The organism is Maribacter aquivivus, from assembly GCF_900142175.1.
GTDB classification, from domain to species: domain Bacteria; phylum Bacteroidota; class Bacteroidia; order Flavobacteriales; family Flavobacteriaceae; genus Maribacter; species Maribacter aquivivus.
Genome location: NZ_FQZX01000003.1, coordinates 131,026 through 148,455, shown reverse-complemented (window position 1 = coordinate 148,455; position 17,430 = coordinate 131,026). Strand labels below are relative to the sequence as shown.

Sequence of the window (17,430 nt, the reverse complement as noted above, 5' to 3'; positions counted from 1 at the left end):
TTAGAACTTTTTTATATATAAAAATGCAATCGAAGACAATAAATAAAAATATATGTCGTTTTTTTGTACAACTTGGAGGAATGGCAGAGTGGTCTATTGTAGCGAGTGATGTATTTTACTTGTAAGGTTAACGCCTTCGAGGGTTCGAATCCCTTCTTCCTCCGCAAAAAAAAGCCTGATAGCATCAGGCTTTTTTTATAAAATTTAATTATCGATGACTGCGCAAATGTAGAATGTCGATTTTATATACTAGTTAAACCAATTGTTCAGAAAAATGATATCTATCTCTTAAATTTTGTTCATTTTTGAGTAAATATCCATAACCAATCTATGTCCGAAAAAATTTCATTTATCGGTGCGGGAATCGCTACAAGTTATACCTTAATTCCATTAATAGAAAAATTATTAATGGATACAAAAAAAGTAGATTTATATCTAATAGATAAAACAGATAATTTCTATAGTGGTGTACCTTATGGTAAACAGTCTGGAGAAACTGTATTGCTCATAAATGATCTAAAAAGTTTTATTCCTATTGAAAGTCATAGAACTCATTTTAAAAATTGGCTAAATCAAAATATAAAACAATTATTAAAGACTTTCGTAAAAGGCGGTGAACTTTCAAACACATGGATTTCTGATAATCAGAAAAGTATGGAGATTGGTGAATGGGACGATTTATACGTACCGAGATTCTTTTTTGGTAGATATATTGAAGAGCAGGTCAAAACACAAATTAAAAGAGCAAAAGATTCAAAATACATTACCATAAAAGAAATTAAAAAAGAAGCTGTTGACATTCTTCAATTAGAAGATGGTTTCATTATAAATTTCAGCGATAATTCGTCTCTAAATTGCACTAAAATTGTTTTGTCGGCAGGATCTTTGCCAAATAAAAAACTATTTAATCAAGAAGATAAAACTGTATCTACATTAGAATACATCGATAATTTATATCTTCCAACAATAGACTCTAACATAAAAGAGGCTGTAAACGTTCTCCATAATAGAAATAAAAATGAACTTAAAACTAATATATTAGTTTTAGGAGCTAATGCGAGTGGGCTCGAGGCTATTTATAGAATTTTTGACCAACAACAGTTTAAAAAAGGACAGAATACTTTTACCTGTCTATCCACACATGGCACAATGCCCGATGGCACGGTAAACCATGATAAACTAAAAACCTTTAATACGGTAAATTTAAATCTACTAAAGAATTCTAAGGATATTACTGCAGATCAAATTGCCTTAGCGGTAAATAAAGATTTAGATCTTGCCGAAAGCTTAAATTTAGGCGCTGCCTCAACAGTAGGTATCATATCTAATGGTTTCGGAAGTCTATTACCAAGATTAAATCAACAAGAATTAATTAAATTCGCATGCAATCATGGAAATCAAATTGGCAGAAGACAAAGATGCGCTGGCATTCATTACTTATCTGTTATAGATCAGTTGGTTGATGAGAAAAAATTCTTTCAAATAAAAGGTAGGTTTCAAAATTTAGAGCTTCTAAATAATGCCTTCCAGTTAAATTATTCATCTCCAGAAAATAATGTATTAAAAAAAATAAACGATTTTCATATTGTTATTAATTGCCTAGGCAGCATTAATTTGGAAAGCGAATACATACCTGAATTATTCAAAAATATATTCAATAAGAATCTTGCTTCCGTAAATAATTCTAAAATTGGAATTAAAGTAGACAGTAACCTTCAGGCTTCAAAAGATTTTTATGTTGCAGGTCCTATGCTCGCTGGAAATTTAATTGAAGACCGAGCTCTTTGGCATTTAGAACATTGCGGAAGAATCATTTGGAGCAGTGAAATATTAGCAGAGAAAATCTATAAAAACCTATATTTATAATGGTTATTATTTCGTTAAAATTTATATATCGTTAATATTCAATATAAGAATTAATCGAACAAATTTCTCATTTCTTATTTTCTACCTTTGACGCGTAATTTTAAAACACGTCAATTTTAAATGTGCACCAAACCTAAATTAGTTTATTAGGTATTTTCATTTTTTTCTTATTTAACCAGCCCTCTATTTTTACAAATATCTTACGTGGAGTCTTTCCCGAACCTCTCATTTAATTTTCCTACCGAAATTCAAGGTAGTATAGACGATACTAACCGTATGTTCGTAGTAGAACAGCCAGGATCAATAAAAGTATTTCCGAACAAAGAAAATGTTACTACACAAGAGCAAAGTACAATCTTAGATATTTCTTAGTCTGGAGCTTATATCGCTGGTTCTTCTTGTATTAGTTCTGATAACAGATTAATATTCATTGAATCTTTAAACGGTGAAGAATTTAATGCTAATATTACTGGTGAGGATGAAAACAGAACTATTGTCTTCACCGAAACGCTAACTATTGCCGACTTAAACAAAGGGGAATATAATTTATGTATCTCTTCTAACACCTCTATAAATTATCAAAATTGTTCTAAAATTATTATTACAGAGTCTTTACCTTTAAGTGTGCTATTAGACTTCGTTGCTTTTACGAATTATGCAAACTTAAAAATGAGTGGCGCCGATGAATATACCGTGCAAGTAAATGGCAAAAGTTTTCAAACTAGAAAAGAACAAATCAGCATTCCGTTGTTAGATGAAATTAATGCGATAAGTATTTATACAAATCAATTATATCAAGGTAAATATAGAGAAACCATATATTTAGGAACGACTCCTATAATTTATCCCGATCCGGTAGGTAATAGTGTATCAATTGATTTAAAAACTCTTACAATAGATAAGAATGAAATAGCTATTTTTACAGAAGCAGGAGTTTTAGTACATTCTAACAACTATAAAGTTGAACAAGCAATCAATGAAATCAATACTAGCTCACTAAGATCTGGTATTTATTTTTTAAGATTGAAGAATGACAACTTCAATAAATCCTTCAAACTATTAAAACAGTGAAAAAAAGCGGGTTTTTAGTATTTCTATTGTTATCAATACAATCATGCGGTGTAGATTCAGATGTTTTGGAATACTCCAAAGATCAAATAAATATTACGCTAATCTTCCCTGAAGATGATTCTGAATGTACTGAAGGTATCATCGTTTCAGATACGCAAAGCGAGCTTGTTTTCGAATGGTCAGATGCAAATGATAATAGTCCATATATAGTACATTTAACGAATCTGGTAAGTTCACAGACTGAATTGATAGAAAGTAATGACACAGAAGTTGCCATTATTCTTGATCGAGGTGTAGCCTATTCATGGTATGTAACTGGAAAAATTAACAGTAGTAGTGAAATATGGAGTTTCTATAATGAAGGACCAAGTTTAGAATCTACAATACCCTACCCTGCTATAGCTATTTCACCTGTTTCAGGAGCTTCAATATCGCAAACCAGTACAACGGTTAATTTAATTTGGAAATCTGAAGATCCTGATAACGACATCGTTTCTTATGATTTATTTTTTGGTGAAGCAAAAGATCCTCAGCTTTATGGAACAGATGTAACAGATACTAGATTTAATGATATACCTGTTGAGGCTGGAAAAACCTATTATTGGAAAATTATAACCAAAGATAGTATCAGTAATAAATCTACCTCTGAGGTCTTTACATTTTCTGTAGGTTAACGCATCTTAAAGTATTGCATTAAATTTTTCAGTTGATAATAAAAAAGCCCCTTTAGTATTTACCAAAGGGGCTTTACATAAACTAAATTCTTTATTAGAATTCTATTATAACAAATTCAGAACGTCTGTTTACTGCATGTTTATCTTCTGGACAATAAGTATTATCATCACATTCATTTAATAACATGGTTTCACCATAAGCTTCTGTTGTTAACTTTTCGGCAGGTACGCCTTTAGACAATAAGTAATCCTTAGTTTTATCAACCCTACGCTGCGATAACCAATCATTATATTTAGATGTGCCACGCGAATCTGTGTGAGAGGTTATCTTCAAAGTCAAAGTTGGTATTTCTTCTAAAACCTGTACTAAAGAGTCTAACACTTTTTTAGATGAATAATTAACAACCGAAGAATTTAATCCAAAATATACATTTCCTAAATTCTCAATTCTAGACTTAATTTCTGTCTTACGCTTATTTATTGCATCTACTTTAGCTTTCTCAGCAGCAGCCAGTGCATCTGCCTCTTGTTGTTTCTTTAGTCTTTCCGCCAATAAAGCTTCGTCTTTTAAACGATTTACCTCATTAATAGAATCTGTTTGACGTTGCTTTTCTTTTTCAATTGCAGCTAACAATTCTAACTTCTCTTCACCCCGTTGCGAAAGACCTTTTTCAATACCGAATTGATAAACAACTCCCGCTGCATGCTGTATATGATTAGTAGCGCCTTCACTTTGGCTCATAGCCCACTTACCAGTAGAATTAAAATCTAATCCCCATCTATCGGAGAACCATGTCCTAAAACCTACAACAGCATTATAAGTACCTCTTCCTTTATTATTTGCATCTGTATAACCAGCTCCAACACCAACATAAGGATCAAACCAACCAGTTTCACCGATAATCTTATTAATATCATAAGTTACTCTACCGTCAACACCAAAATAACTGATGTCTTCTAAGTTAATTTCTCCATCAATGATATTACCTTCCTTGTACTGATTGTAGGTTCCTATTGCTTCTAGACCCAATCCACTTTTAAAATACCTGCCAATACTTAGACGGGAAGGAAAAGGAACAATATTCCATTCTTCACCAACATTAAATATACCATCAAATACGTTACCTGAATCATCAACAGCATTTAAACCAACACCGAAAATCCAAGAGCTTTGGACAATACTATCTTTTGCCGTTATTTGAAGTTCATCTTGGGCAAAAGTTACAGATGACACCATAAGAAGTAATAAAAAACTAAAAATAGTAGTAGTTTTCATAATTATAAATTTGGGGTTAAAGTGTAAAATTAGTTGTAGGTAAACTGCTTAGCAAATAATTACTTTATACCGCAATAAAAAACGTTTGATAGTTGAATGTAGAATAATTATCGACTAATTACTTTTGAATTTTTAGCTTTTTTGCACTTAAAGGCAACTTATACATACTGAAAGGACTTACAATAAAAGTATTTTCTTCTTTTGATGCTGTAGCTTTCAACTTATGCACTACCAAGTAATCACCTTTCTCGTTCAACTGTAAATTAGCATAATTAGAGGCTGTACTGTCGCCACACCAAATAAGAATCATTTCGGTATTAAAATCTATTGAAGGCGGAGTCAATCCTGGTTTTCTTGTTCGGTTTATTTTACCGTAAAAAGCATTTAATTCTTTTTGATTTTTTATTAAAAGATACTCTTCTTCTTCAAATCCGCTATAATTTTCATTTAAGATAAGTTCCATACCTGACTTATTAGATTCTTGCAAGCTACTTTTAACAGTATTCTTACAAGAATTCAGTTGAACTAGAGCTATTAGAAAAAAACAAGTAAAATATTTAAACATTTTTGAATCTTCCTTTATAAGCCCTTTCATATACCTCTTCATAAAGCGGAACCACTTTTTGAATATCAAAACGCTGTGCTTCTTTTAAAGCATTAAGTTTAAACCTTTCTAATACGCTATCACTCTTTAAAATGGTAATTGCTTTTGCGGCCATATCGTTAATATCACCTACATCACTTAAAAATCCGCTAACGCCTTCTGTATTCACTTCTGGTATACCACCTGCATTACTAGAAATAACAGGAACCTTATTTATCATAGCCTCAAGAGCTGCTAGTCCAAAGCTTTCTGTCTCTGACGGTAGTAAGAATAAATCTGAAAAACATAAAATCTTATCGATCTCATTACTATTACCTAAAAATATAACCTTATCTGCTATACCTAATTCTTCGCACAAACGTTCTGCTCCTTCTTTCTCAGGTCCTTCACCGACCATAATTAATTTAGAAGGAATCTGCAATTGAATTTTACTGAATATTTTTACGACATCAGGTATACGTTTTACTTTTCTAAAATTACTTATGTGTGTAACTATTCGTTCGCCTTCTGTTGCCATGTTAGACCTTTGGCAATCGGTAAAAGATGTACTATATTTTTTTGCATCGATAAAGTTAGGGATAACTTCTATATTGCCTTTAATATCAAAAGTATCTAAAGTACCTTGTTTTAAACTTTCAGAAACAGAAGTAACTACATCAGATTGATTGATACTAAAAGTAACTGCTGGCTTATAAAAAGGGTGTTTACCAACTAAAGTAATATCAGTACCGTGTAACGTTGTGATCATAGGTACATAAATACCTTCTTCTTCAAGCATTTTCTTAGCCATGTAACCTGCATACGCATGAGGTATAGCATAATGCACATGAAGCAAATCTATTTTATGAAGTTTAATGGTATCAACTAACTTGCTAGATAATGCAAGTTCATAAGGCTGATAATGAAACAAAGGATATTCTGGCACATGAACTTCATGAAAGAATATTTTATTACTCAACAACTCTAAACGAACAGGTTGCTTGTAGGTAATAAAATGAATTTCATGACCTCTGTTAGCCAATGCAATTCCTAATTCTGTTGCGACAACACCACTACCTCCAAAGGTAGGGTAACATACTATTGCTATTTTCATTACAACAAAACTACCTTTTTTAATTCAGAATTGAATCGTAAATAACCTGTTGAATTCTAGTTCTTAACCCAGATTTAACTAAAAGTGTGTTAGATGCAGATGGATATGTTCTGTTAGATAAAAATACGTAGACAATTTCTTCTTCTGGATCTGCCCAAGTATAGGTTCCTGTAAAACCACTGTGCCCAAAACTTTTTCTTGAAACACATCCACAAGTTGGACCACTGTGCTGTAGCTGTGGTTTATCAAAACCAACTCCCCTACGCACGTTGTTATCACAAAAATAACAGGTATTGAATTTTTTAACCGTTCTAGAATCAAAGAATTTAGTACCTCCATAATACCCGTCTTGAAGGTACATTTGCATGATCTTGGCAATGTCATTAGAGTTACTAAAGAGTCCGGCATGACCACCTACGCCTGCTTGCATTGCAGCACCCATATCATGAACGTAACCTTGTACGGTACCATATCTATAATAATTATCCTCTTCAGAAGGTACAATCATATTCTTATCAAATTTCTCTAAAGGATTATATGATGTATGGTTTGCACCAATTCTATTATAAAGAAATTTATTTGTTAATCCGTCTAGCCTTTGACCGTAACTTTCTTCAACAACCTTTTTCATTACATAATACGGAACGTCGCTGTAACGATATCTATTAGACTTTAAATCTTGTCTTCCAATTCTATTATAAATTGAATCTTTGTAAGCATCTGCTAAATACAGATTATCATATACTTTGGTTGAAAAACCGGGTAATGGCGAGTTTCTATAAAATTCACCTGAAGGCTTTTTGTTTTCATCTAATGTATTGATGTAAAAAGGAATCCACGCTGGCAAACGACCATAATGAGAAAGTGCTTTTAAAACAGTTACATTTTTAATTTCGGTGTTAGAGTAATTCGGAACTAATTCTTCAAAAGTATTGTTCAAACCTATTCTACCCTCTTCTTCCATTTTCATTACCATTGGTAATGTGGCTAATATTTTTGTCAAAGAAGCCAAATCATATATATAATCATTGGTTATTCTCTCTTTACTGTCATATGTTGGTTTCCCAAAACTTTTCTGATAGATCACTTTTCCCTTTCTAGCGACTAAAACTTGAGCTCCAGGAAACATTAAACTATCTAACCCATGACTCATTAACTCATCTATCTCTCTTAGCCCCTTAGAACTCATACCAACACGTTCTGGTATACTATAACCTAGTCTGCTTAGTGGTTTAATTAGTACGCCCGTATGAACAGGAAACTCTTTGTGGGCCGTTACAGGTAATTTACCTGTTGCCCCAACAGCTCCAAATAATATTTCAGCTGTCTTCTCTTGAGCAATATCACTATTCTGATAAGACATAACTACAGCATCAATTGTATCATATGATTTGATATCTGATAACGCATATGGCTTAGCAAAAACACAAAGAATTAGATTTGAAGTTCGTTCGCTACCAATTTCTTGTAACCAATTCAGTTCTTTAGTTGAAAATTTATATGATTTCCACGGACTTTCGTTACTCTTATGGTGGCCAACAATAATTAAATTGAAATCTTTAAGTTTAGCTTTCAAAGTATTTATATCATTCGCTTCAACCACCGTAACATCGGCATAATTCTTTAACCCTTTTAAGAAAGCCTCGTTATCTGAGTCGCCCATTTTCACGTAAGCAATCTTCTTATTATCAAGATTCTTTACCGCAAGCAAATCTAATTTATTCTTTACTACAGTTATCGCATTCTCTATAGCTTGCTCATAAATAATATCATCTTCTAGACTATTTAAATCTTCATATAAGTTGTCTATTTGTACGGGCTTATACCTATTTAAACCAGCCTTATATTTTGCCTGTAAAATTTTTTTGACAGAATAAGCCAAACGCTCTTCAGACAACTTACCCTTTTCGTATGCTTTTGTTAATTTTTCTTTTCCACTTACAATATTTTCTGGCATTAACAACATATCATTACCTGCCATAAAAGCATCCAATTCTACGCTACCATCTTTACCTTTAGTAGAAACTCCTTTCATATTTAGGGCATCGGTAAAGATTAATCCCTCGTAACCTAGCTCTTCTTTTAAAATTCCGGATATGATTTGTTCCGATAAAGAAGAAGGCATCCCTTTTTTCATTTCCAGTGCTGGCACCTCTAGGTGAGCTACCATTATACTACTTAAACCTGAACTGATTAATTTCTTGAATGGATACAATTCTAAGCTATCCAATCTTTTTCTTGAGAACGGAATTACCGGCAAATTGTGATGAGAATCTACTTCCGTATCACCATGACCAGGAAAATGCTTCCCATTTGCCAAAACCCCAGCACTTTCCATTCCTCTGGCGAAAGCTGTTCCTTTGTCAACAACATTATCTCTATTTTCGCCAAAAGAACGATTTCCAATAATGGGGTTTTTCGGATTTGTATTAATATCTAAATCTGGAGCAAAATTTATTTGTACCCCTAAACGTTTTGAATGCTTACCTATTTGATATCCAACTTTTTCTACAATTGAATTATCTTGAATAGCACCCAAAGTCATATTCCAAGGGAATGCATAGGTAGAATCTAATCTCATAGAAAGTCCCCACTCAGCATCCATTCCAATAAGTAATGGAATTTTTGAAGCAGCTTGATAATCATTTGTAAGTTTCGCTTGTCGAACAGGTCCGCCTTTAGAAAAGATAACACCACCCAGGTGCTCTTTAAGTATTAAATCCTTAATTAGATTTGTAGCTTGCTTACTTTGATTAGAAGCAACACTTACCATAAACAGCTGACCAAGTTTTTGATCTAAGCTCATTTGAGCATACTGCGCATCTACCCAACGCTGTTGAGCAGTACTGTCTTTGGTTACTAAGGGGTTTTGAGCCGGTAAACTTGAACAGCAAAACAATCCACAAATAAGAATAAAAATATAGCGCATAAAAATATATGTACTGAGATAACTATTATGGATTGAAATTATTGCATTTCATCGATAAAACCCAATAAAATCTGATACTTAAGAAGAAAATATGTTAAAGGAAACGAGCATGCCAACTCTCAGAAGCAGGTACTTCCCAATGCTCAAGATACTCTCCTTTGTTGGTAACCAGATTGTTGAATACAATCGTATTTTTAGAAATAGCCTTTTGTTTCGCCATAGCCTTAAAGTCAATTAGACTTTTATAAGCTACAAACTCACCTTGTTTGTATGAAACGTTCATTTTATCTAATAGAAGAACATTATACTTCTTTTCTAAAGCCTGTATAAAATGTACAGAAGCATCTATAGAGCAACCAGTAGCCCCTTGGGTCCTTTGATCAAGAGCTATCACTATAAATCGTTTATACTTTATTTCGTAACCTGCATTTAGGTCATTACCGTGAGCGGTCCATGAAGTTAAAAAAGTATCTAAGTCTGAACCAATTTCCGTTATTTCCTTTTCAGAAAATGAACGATTGCATTGATATATCCAAACTCTTGCAGTTTCTGGTAATGTTTTAAATTCTACTAGCAAATTTTATTTTTTTAACTATTATAAGTCTTCGGCCGTTGCAATCATTTCAGCAATATCCATTACCTGAACATCACCTTCTCTTTCTTTATTCTTAACACCATCTGTCATCATCGTATTACAGAAAGGACAACCTGCCGCAATAATTTCAGGTTTTGTTTCTAATGCTTGCTCTGTACGCTCAATATTTACATCCTTATCACCCTTTTCAGGCTCTTTGAACATTTGTGCGCCACCTGCACCACAACAAAGACCTCTTTGTTTGCAGCTTTTCATTTCAATAAGCTCAGCATCTAGTTTTCTAATTAAATCTCTTGGTGCCTCGTATACTCCGTTTGCTCTACCTAAATAGCAAGGATCGTGAAATGTAATGCGTTTTCCCTTAAAGTTACCGCCTTCCATAGAAATTCTACCTTCAGTCAATAAATCTTTTAGAAACTGTGTATGATGAACAACTTCATAGTTACCCCCTAAACCTGGGTATTCATTTTTAATAGTATTAAAACAATGCGGGCATGCTGTTACTATTTTTTTTATTTCATAAGCATTCAGCACCTCAATATTAGTTACTGCTTGCATCTGAAACAAAAACTCATTACCAGCACGTTTTGCAGGGTCACCCGTACAACTTTCTTCTGTACCAAGTACCGCAAAAGACACGTTAGCCTTATTCAAAATCTTTACGAAAGCCTTCGTTATTTTCTTTGCTCTATCATCAAAACTACCAGCACAACCTACCCAAAACAAAACTTCAGGTACGGTTCCCGACGCAAAAAATTCTGCCATTGTAGGCACTTTTAATTCACTTGCCATATCTATCTTTAAGATTCTTTACTCCAATTTAAACGGTCCATTTGGTTAAATGGCCAAGGTGCTCCATTATTCTCTATATTACCCATCATGTTATTCAAATCTGTAGGAGCTGCAGATTGTTCCATAACCAAATACTGTCTCATATCCATAATAATAGAAAGAGGATCAATACTTATTGGACAAGCCTCAACACATGCATTACATGATGTACACGCCCATAATTCTTCGGGAGTAATAAAATCGTTCAGTAACTGCTTACCATCGTCTTTAAATTCACCATTATTCGCGTCTATATTCTTACCCACTTCTTCTAAACGATCACGGGTATCCATCATAATCTTACGAGGAGATAATTTTTTTCCAGTCTGGTTTGCAGGACATTCACTAGTACAACGACCACATTCTGTACAGGTATATGCATTTAATAATTGTACCCAACTTAAATCTTGCACGTCAGAAGCCCCAAACTTATCTGGAACAGCTGCATCTTCTGCAGGTTCTGCATACGGATCAGCATCTGGATCCATCATCATACGAACTTCATCTGTAACAGACTGTAAGTTTCTAAACTGTCCTTTTGGTGTCAACTTACCGTAATAAGTATTAGGGAAAGCCAAAAGAATATGAAGATGCTTTGAGTAATATAAGTAGTTTAGGAAAAATAAAATTCCTGCAATATGCACCCACCAAGCAGTACGTTCTATTAATACCAACGTAGAAATAGACATGCCTTCAAACATAGGAGCTATAAAACTACTAATAGGAAAAGATCCTGCAGCAGCATAATGTTCTGCACCCATTTGTTGTAGTTGGTAATCTGCAGCGTTCATAGTCAAAAACAACGCCATTAATATGAGTTCGATATATAGAATAAGGTTTCCATCTTGTTTAGGCCATCCTTCCATTTCTGGCTTAAAGAATCGTTTCAGTTTTATAACATTCCTTCTAATCCAAAAAACAACAACAGCTATTATAACCAATAAGGCTAAAACTTCAAATGAACCGATTAAGAAATCATATACAGGTCCTAATACCGCAAACATTCTATGTGTACCAAAAATACCATCTAAAATAATTTCTAGAACTTCAATGTTTATAATAACAAAACCAACATAAACAATAATATGTAGTGCTCCTGCAATTGGACGTACCACCATTTTAGATTGCCCAAGCGCAATCTTAGCCATGTTTTTCCAACGTTGTGGTTTGTTATCTGTTACAGACGCTTCTTTACCTAAAAAAATATTTCGTTTCAACCTTGAAACATTCTTTACAAAGAAACCAATACCTACTATTAGTAGGACTACAAAAATAATATTAGGGAGATATTGCATATAAATTAATCTTCTTTACTTCTCTATTGAATTTGCCGCAGGATCATCTTCTGGCACTTCGTAATCTTTCTGCTTTTTACCAAAAACAGATACATTTACATATCTCTTCGGATTTAAACGAAAATCTTGTAACAATAAGTCTAACTCGTGTGATGCACTATTTAGATTACCATACAATTCTTTATCATTCATAAGTAACCCAAGTGATCCATCGCCGTTTTCAATTTTTTCAGTCACCTTATCTAAACTAGCCATAGTAGATTCTAGACTTGCCAAAGTTCTACCTAGTCCTGCAGAATTTAATGAATCTGAAAGTTTTGCGAAATTAGCAGTTAATTGTTCAAAGTTTTCGAACGAGCTATTTAGTTTTTCTTTGTTACCATCTAATACTGAATTAATTTGAGTAGCACTAGTATTCAAGTTAGTAATCAAAGTATTTAAACCTCCTATAACCTCTTTAAGTTCTCTTTTGGTCTTTTCATCTAAAACAGAATTCACATTAACCAAAACAGAGTCTGCACCAGATATGGCAGATTCTACTTTACGAACTAACGGATTTAGTTTTTGCTGCGCCAAATCTGTAATACCCGGTCTAGTTTCTGTACGAAGTGTATCGCCCGATTGCGCATAAGCCTCATCAAAAATGGGTTTAATCTGTAGTCCTTTACCTCCTATTATACCAGTATCGTATAATTCAACGGTACTGTTTTTAGAAAATTTGAATTTATTACCAACTGTAAATGTCACTAACAAATTCCCTTTATCATCTAAAAACTTTATATCGTTAACCTTACCAACGCTAAAGCCATTAATAGAGACAGTAGTACCAGATTGTAAACCGCCAACATTTGGGTAGATAGCGTAAAACGTTTTACTATTATCAAAAATAGGAGTCGACTTTAAATAGCTGAATCCCATGATGAACAGTAATATGCCACCTATAACAATAATTCCTGTTTTTAATTCTCTAGATAGTTTCAAGCAATTATATTTTTAGTACTCTCAAAATTATGAATAATATTTACACTTTAAGGTGTAAAATTAGAAACCTCGTCAATAGCATCTTGAATAGGAATTCTCTCACCTAATTTATAAGCAACAATATAAGCAGTTGCATATCCTTTTTCTTGCGCTTGAGATTGCATCATTTTAGCTTCTCTATATGACCTTGTTTCCCCGTACATATAACGATACAAGTTTTTAAAAGGTTCTTGAGAAAGATTCGAAAGCCCTTTAAAATTACTAGAACTTAGAGCTACATTCTTACTACTTGCCATCAATTGAATTTTGAAAACAATAGAATTCGCTACTTCTTTTTCATTAATTGCTTCTTTTACCTTTACTACAGGTACTTCTGCTACAACTTCTTTAACCTCTTCAACTTTAGGTGTAGAAATAATTTCTTTTGGCGGATCTACTTCTGCAACTACCTCTTTGGCTGTTTCGGCAACAATTTCCTTTTTTTCTTCAACCTTTTCTACTACTACCTCTTGTACTGGTGGTGCCTTAGACTTAGTAACTGTAGTAGCTACAGATTTCACTGTTGGCTGAACACCTTCTTTATAATGCAATATTGCCTTAGCAATTGCCTCGCCCATATCATTCTGCCCCTTAGTTGAGTTTAAATAAGCCCCTTCATCTTTATTGGTTAAGAACCCGGTTTCAACTAAAACACTTGGCATAAAAGTTTGGTGCAACACAATGAAACCCGCTTGCTTTACTTTTCTATCTGTTCTTTTTAGCTTACTAGAAAAATTCTCTTGAATCATTGTCGCTAAAGCCACACTTTGATCTAAAAATTCTTCTTGCATAATAGTTAGTCCAATAACAGATTCTGGAGAATTAATGTCGTAATCGGCATATCTATTCTCGTAATTATCCTCTAAATAAATTACCGAGTTTTCTTTCTTCGCTATTTCAAAATTTTGCTTGTTGGCATGAAGACCTAATACAAAAGTACCTGCACCATGCGCGTCTGACGTATGAGAATCGCAATGCACCGAAACAAACAAATCTGCATTTGCTTTATTTGCGACCTCTCCCCTAACGTATAAATCAATAAATGTATCGTCTTTACGAGTATATATAACTTTAATATCTTTATTCTTGGAAAGAATCTCACCTACTTTCAAAACAATATTTAAGGCTATTTTTTTCTCTAAATAGCCATTTCCTAAGTTACCAGGATCATGACCACCGTGCCCTGCATCAAGCACAACAATAAAAGGATCATCTGATTTAATTTCCTCATCAGACGCTGTAAAAGACAGAAGTAATAACGCTGTTATTAAAACTAAAGAAATGCTAAAGAATTTTATTTTCATATGTGTTAGGGATTATATCGCCCTGATAATGGTTAAATTTATTGTAAGACCCTACATAGGGATTAAAAAATATATGTAAGTTTGACATCTTAAATAACGGCTCATTGGACCGCCAAACCTTTACAAAAATAGGATATATAGCCTTGCAATCAAACAAACATTACTTACTTTTCCTATTCTTGGTCTTTGCCAACGCTTTTTACGCTGTTGGTCAAGAAGGTAAAATCACGACTCTTAATATCAAAGCAGAAAGAGATTCAATAATCGCGCCATTGTTTCCACCAACCGCCATAAGAGACTCCATCGCCAATGATTCTTTAGTTGCCGATTCTCTTAATCAAAAAGCACCTTTACTGTTAGATAAAATAACCTACAAGGCAAAGGACTATGTAAAGCTAAGTCAAAAAGAAAATAAAATTTACCTCTATAACGAAGCAGAAATCTATTATCAAGATACCGAACTAAAAGCAGGTGTTATAATAATGGATTATATAAAAAATGAAGTTTATGCCGGCAGAATGGTAGACTCTTTAGGCAATTATACACAACTACCCTACTTCAAACAAGGAACCAATATTGTAATCCCAGATTCTATTCGCTTTAATTTTGATACACAAAAAGCACTTATCTGGAATTCGAGAACAGAACAACAAGCGGCAGCAGGTGCCTTAGGGAGCGATGCTATGAAAGTTTATGCCGAAATCACTAAAAAAGAAAATGACTCTGTCTATTTCCTAAGTGAAGGAAAGCTAACTACATCTACAGATACCATAAACCCAGATTATTATATACGAGTTAGAAAGGCAAAATTTGTCCCTAAAAAGAAAGTAATTGCCGGTTTCAGTAATTTATATATTGCAGATGTACCAACGCCTATTGCTATGCCTTTTGCATATTTTCCACTTTCGCAGGGTAGATCTGCTGGTATTTTAATGCCCTCTTTTGGTAATGACCCTAATACAGGATACTTTCTTCAAGACATGGGATACTATGTTCCTTTAGGTGACTATGCAGATGTAACACTTTCTGGAGATTTTTACACCAATGGTAGCTACGCATTTAGAACGGCCTCTATTTACACAAAACGATATAAATATAGAGGTAATCTTAATTTACGATACGAAAACCAAGTTACAAGCCAAAAAGGATTTAGCGACTACAGTCTGTCTCGAAATTATAATATTCAATTTTCGCATTCGCAGGATACTAAATCAAGTCCGAATTCCAGATTTTCAGCGTCTGTAAACTTAGGTAGTAGTGAGTATTACCGAAATTCTTTACAACAACGAAATTTACCAAACACTCAGAACAATACATTATCTTCATCGATATCGTATTCAAAAACATTCCCCAACTATCCGTCAGTGAATATGAGTTTAACAGCTACGCATTCGCAGTTAACTTCAGCTACCGCCACAGAATCTGATACAGATAACATAACCATGACGCTACCTACATTTCAAGCAAGTGTAGAGCGTATTTACCCTTTTGTAAAGCGTGATGGCATAAAAAAGGGAATTATCGATAACATCAATTTTCAGTATAGTGTAAATGCACAAAATAGGCTTACTACCAACGATGAGGATTTTTTAACTACTAAAATGTTTGATAATGCTCGTGCAGGTGTTAGTCACAGTATACCACTAGCCACAAACTTTAAAGTAGCTAAATTTTTCAGTGTAAGTGTAGGCGGTAATTATGAAGATGTTTGGTCTTTAGAAACCTACAATAGAAGCTATGACGATGAACTAGAAGAAGTTGTAATAGATACCGTTAGCGGATTTGACCGTTACAACACCTATAATTTTAGTGCAAGTATTGGTACCACACTTTACGGAACATATGTTTTTGGTGAGGACAAAAAGTTTCAAGCACTTAGACATACCGTAAGACCGTCATTAAGCTATGGTTACGCACCATCTTTTGAACAGTTTTATGATGAGTATCTTGGTGAAGATGGAGTTGAAGTTCAGTATAGCCGATTTACAGGAACATTAAATGGAGCACCGTCATTAGGAAAATCAAACAGCTTAAGCTTCTCATTAGCCAATACCCTAGAAGCTAAGGTGAAGGATAAAGATTCCACCAAAATAGAGCCAAAGAAAATATCCCTTTTAAGTAATTTTAATATTTCTACGGGATATAATTTTGAATCTGATTCTCTACGTCTAAACCCATTAAGCATAAACGGAGGTACAAATATCCTGGATAATAAAATGTCAATTAACTTTTCTGCCGGTTTAGACCCCTATGCTATTGACAACAACGGAACTAGAATAGACACATGGAATATTGATAATGGCGGAAGTCTTTTTAGACTTACAAGAGCAAACGCCAATGTATCATACTCTATTAGCAGCGAAATGTTTGGTAAGAAAGACGACAAGGGCAGAGACGATGAAGAAGAACTAGATCCTTTCGATTATGTAGCTCAAAGTGGCGGTAGAGATGACGACCTATTTGGTAGAGCAGATGATTTCAATTCCAATCCTGTCAGAAAAGATGATAAGAATTCTGATGTAGAGAATCCTATATTCGGCACCAAAATACCATGGAACTTTAGACTTGCTTATTCTGCCAACTACAGTAATTCAGCACGGCAAAATGAATTTAGCAGTCACTCGCTAATGTTCTCTGGAGACATAGAGCTTGCACCACGTTGGTCTGTTGGCGGATCTTCTGGTTACGATTTTAAAAACCAAGGTTTCACATTAACCCAATTACGTTTTCAAAGAGATTTAAAGAGTTTTACCATGCGTTTTAATTGGACACCTTTTGGAACCTATAAAAGATGGTACTTCTTTATCGGTATAGATTCTTCGATACTTAAAGATCTTAAGTGGGAAAACAGAAGTCAAAACTAAAACCTAAA

At 33.8% G+C, this 17,430-nt stretch carries 14 protein-coding genes and 1 tRNA gene; 6 read left to right on the top strand and 9 right to left on the bottom strand.

Annotation, left to right across the window (positions count from 1 at the left end):
* Window positions 1-74 precede the first annotated feature (74 nt).
* The 5 genes from BUC31_RS20360 to BUC31_RS16355 all read left to right on the top strand — a co-directional run bounded on the left by BUC31_RS20360 (window position 75) and on the right by BUC31_RS16355 (window position 3,611).
* A tRNA-OTHER gene (locus BUC31_RS20360) sits at window positions 75-164 on the top strand.
* A 166-nt stretch (window positions 165-330) separates the two neighbouring features.
* The gene (locus BUC31_RS16365; protein ID WP_073246271.1) at window positions 331-1,866 is read left to right on the top strand and encodes an FAD/NAD(P)-binding protein; all 1,536 of its coding nucleotides are present in this window, start codon (window positions 331-333) and stop codon (window positions 1,864-1,866) included.
* Between the two features lie 204 nt (window positions 1,867-2,070).
* Complete coding sequence (locus tag BUC31_RS20355; RefSeq protein WP_170861973.1) at window positions 2,071-2,238, top strand: hypothetical protein; 168 nt, start codon at window positions 2,071-2,073, stop codon at window positions 2,236-2,238.
* A gap of 252 nt (window positions 2,239-2,490) precedes the next feature.
* Window positions 2,491-2,937 (top strand): T9SS type A sorting domain-containing protein, encoded by a 447-nt coding sequence (locus BUC31_RS16360; protein ID WP_139251995.1) that lies wholly within the window; start codon window positions 2,491-2,493, stop codon window positions 2,935-2,937.
* A complete protein-coding gene (locus tag BUC31_RS16355; RefSeq protein ID WP_084135077.1) occupies window positions 2,934-3,611 on the top strand; it encodes a fibronectin type III domain-containing protein in 678 nt (225 codons plus the stop codon). The genes BUC31_RS16360 and BUC31_RS16355 overlap by 4 nt, the downstream gene beginning before the upstream one ends.
* 94 nt (window positions 3,612-3,705) lie before the next feature.
* On the opposite strand, the gene BUC31_RS16350 is transcribed toward BUC31_RS16355, so the two are convergent.
* From BUC31_RS16350 to BUC31_RS16310, 9 genes are all read right to left on the bottom strand, one after another.
* Window positions 3,706-4,887: an OmpA family protein gene (locus tag BUC31_RS16350; RefSeq protein ID WP_073246265.1), complete on the bottom strand. Its 1,182-nt coding sequence runs from the start codon at window positions 4,885-4,887 to the stop codon at window positions 3,706-3,708.
* Window positions 4,888-5,005: 118 nt separating this feature from the next.
* A complete protein-coding gene (locus BUC31_RS16345; RefSeq protein ID WP_139251994.1) occupies window positions 5,006-5,350 on the bottom strand; it encodes a hypothetical protein in 345 nt (114 codons plus the stop codon).
* 94 nt (window positions 5,351-5,444) lie between these two features.
* Window positions 5,445-6,584, bottom strand: coding sequence for an N-acetyl-alpha-D-glucosaminyl L-malate synthase BshA (gene bshA, locus BUC31_RS16340; protein WP_073246261.1), 1,140 nt, complete (start codon window positions 6,582-6,584; stop codon window positions 5,445-5,447).
* A 19-nt stretch (window positions 6,585-6,603) separates the two neighbouring features.
* Complete coding sequence (locus tag BUC31_RS16335; RefSeq protein WP_073246259.1) at window positions 6,604-9,513, bottom strand: serine hydrolase domain-containing protein; 2,910 nt, start codon at window positions 9,511-9,513, stop codon at window positions 6,604-6,606.
* Window positions 9,514-9,607: 94 nt separating this feature from the next.
* A complete protein-coding gene (locus BUC31_RS16330) occupies window positions 9,608-10,090 on the bottom strand; it encodes an ABC transporter ATPase (RefSeq protein WP_073246257.1) in 483 nt (160 codons plus the stop codon).
* Window positions 10,091-10,108: 18 nt separating this feature from the next.
* Window positions 10,109-10,900, bottom strand: a complete 792-nt coding sequence (locus BUC31_RS16325) for a (Fe-S)-binding protein (RefSeq protein WP_073246255.1) — start codon at window positions 10,898-10,900, stop codon at window positions 10,109-10,111.
* Between the two features lie 8 nt (window positions 10,901-10,908).
* Window positions 10,909-12,234, bottom strand: a complete 1,326-nt coding sequence (locus BUC31_RS16320) for a 4Fe-4S dicluster domain-containing protein (protein WP_073246253.1) — start codon at window positions 12,232-12,234, stop codon at window positions 10,909-10,911.
* Between the two features lie 15 nt (window positions 12,235-12,249).
* A complete protein-coding gene (locus BUC31_RS16315) occupies window positions 12,250-13,215 on the bottom strand; it encodes an MlaD family protein (RefSeq protein ID WP_073246251.1) in 966 nt (321 codons plus the stop codon).
* Between the two features lie 47 nt (window positions 13,216-13,262).
* Window positions 13,263-14,558, bottom strand: coding sequence for an N-acetylmuramoyl-L-alanine amidase family protein (locus tag BUC31_RS16310; RefSeq protein ID WP_073246249.1), 1,296 nt, complete (start codon window positions 14,556-14,558; stop codon window positions 13,263-13,265).
* A gap of 104 nt (window positions 14,559-14,662) precedes the next feature.
* Between BUC31_RS16310 and BUC31_RS16305 the strand changes: the two genes are divergently transcribed.
* A complete protein-coding gene (locus BUC31_RS16305; RefSeq protein WP_244534068.1) occupies window positions 14,663-17,422 on the top strand; it encodes a putative LPS assembly protein LptD in 2,760 nt (919 codons plus the stop codon).
* Window positions 17,423-17,430: the final 8 nt, after the last annotated feature.

Excerpts from the sequence above, each read along its gene's own strand:
- BUC31_RS16350 (WP_073246265.1), bottom strand. The coding sequence starts at position 4,887 with ATGAAAACTACTACTATTTTTAGTTTTTTATTACTTCTTATGGTGTCA.
- BUC31_RS16365 (WP_073246271.1), top strand. The coding sequence starts at position 331 with ATGTCCGAAAAAATTTCATTTATCGGTGCGGGAATCGCTACAAGTTAT.
- BUC31_RS16310 (WP_073246249.1), bottom strand. The coding sequence starts at position 14,558 with ATGAAAATAAAATTCTTTAGCATTTCTTTAGTTTTAATAACAGCGTTA.
- BUC31_RS16320 (WP_073246253.1), bottom strand. The coding sequence starts at position 12,234 with ATGCAATATCTCCCTAATATTATTTTTGTAGTCCTACTAATAGTAGGT.
- BUC31_RS16335 (WP_073246259.1), bottom strand. The coding sequence starts at position 9,513 with ATGCGCTATATTTTTATTCTTATTTGTGGATTGTTTTGCTGTTCAAGT.
- BUC31_RS16325 (WP_073246255.1), bottom strand. The coding sequence starts at position 10,900 with ATGGCAAGTGAATTAAAAGTGCCTACAATGGCAGAATTTTTTGCGTCG.
- bshA (WP_073246261.1), bottom strand. The coding sequence starts at position 6,584 with ATGAAAATAGCAATAGTATGTTACCCTACCTTTGGAGGTAGTGGTGTT.
- BUC31_RS16345 (WP_139251994.1), bottom strand. The coding sequence starts at position 5,350 with ATGGAACTTATCTTAAATGAAAATTATAGCGGATTTGAAGAAGAAGAG.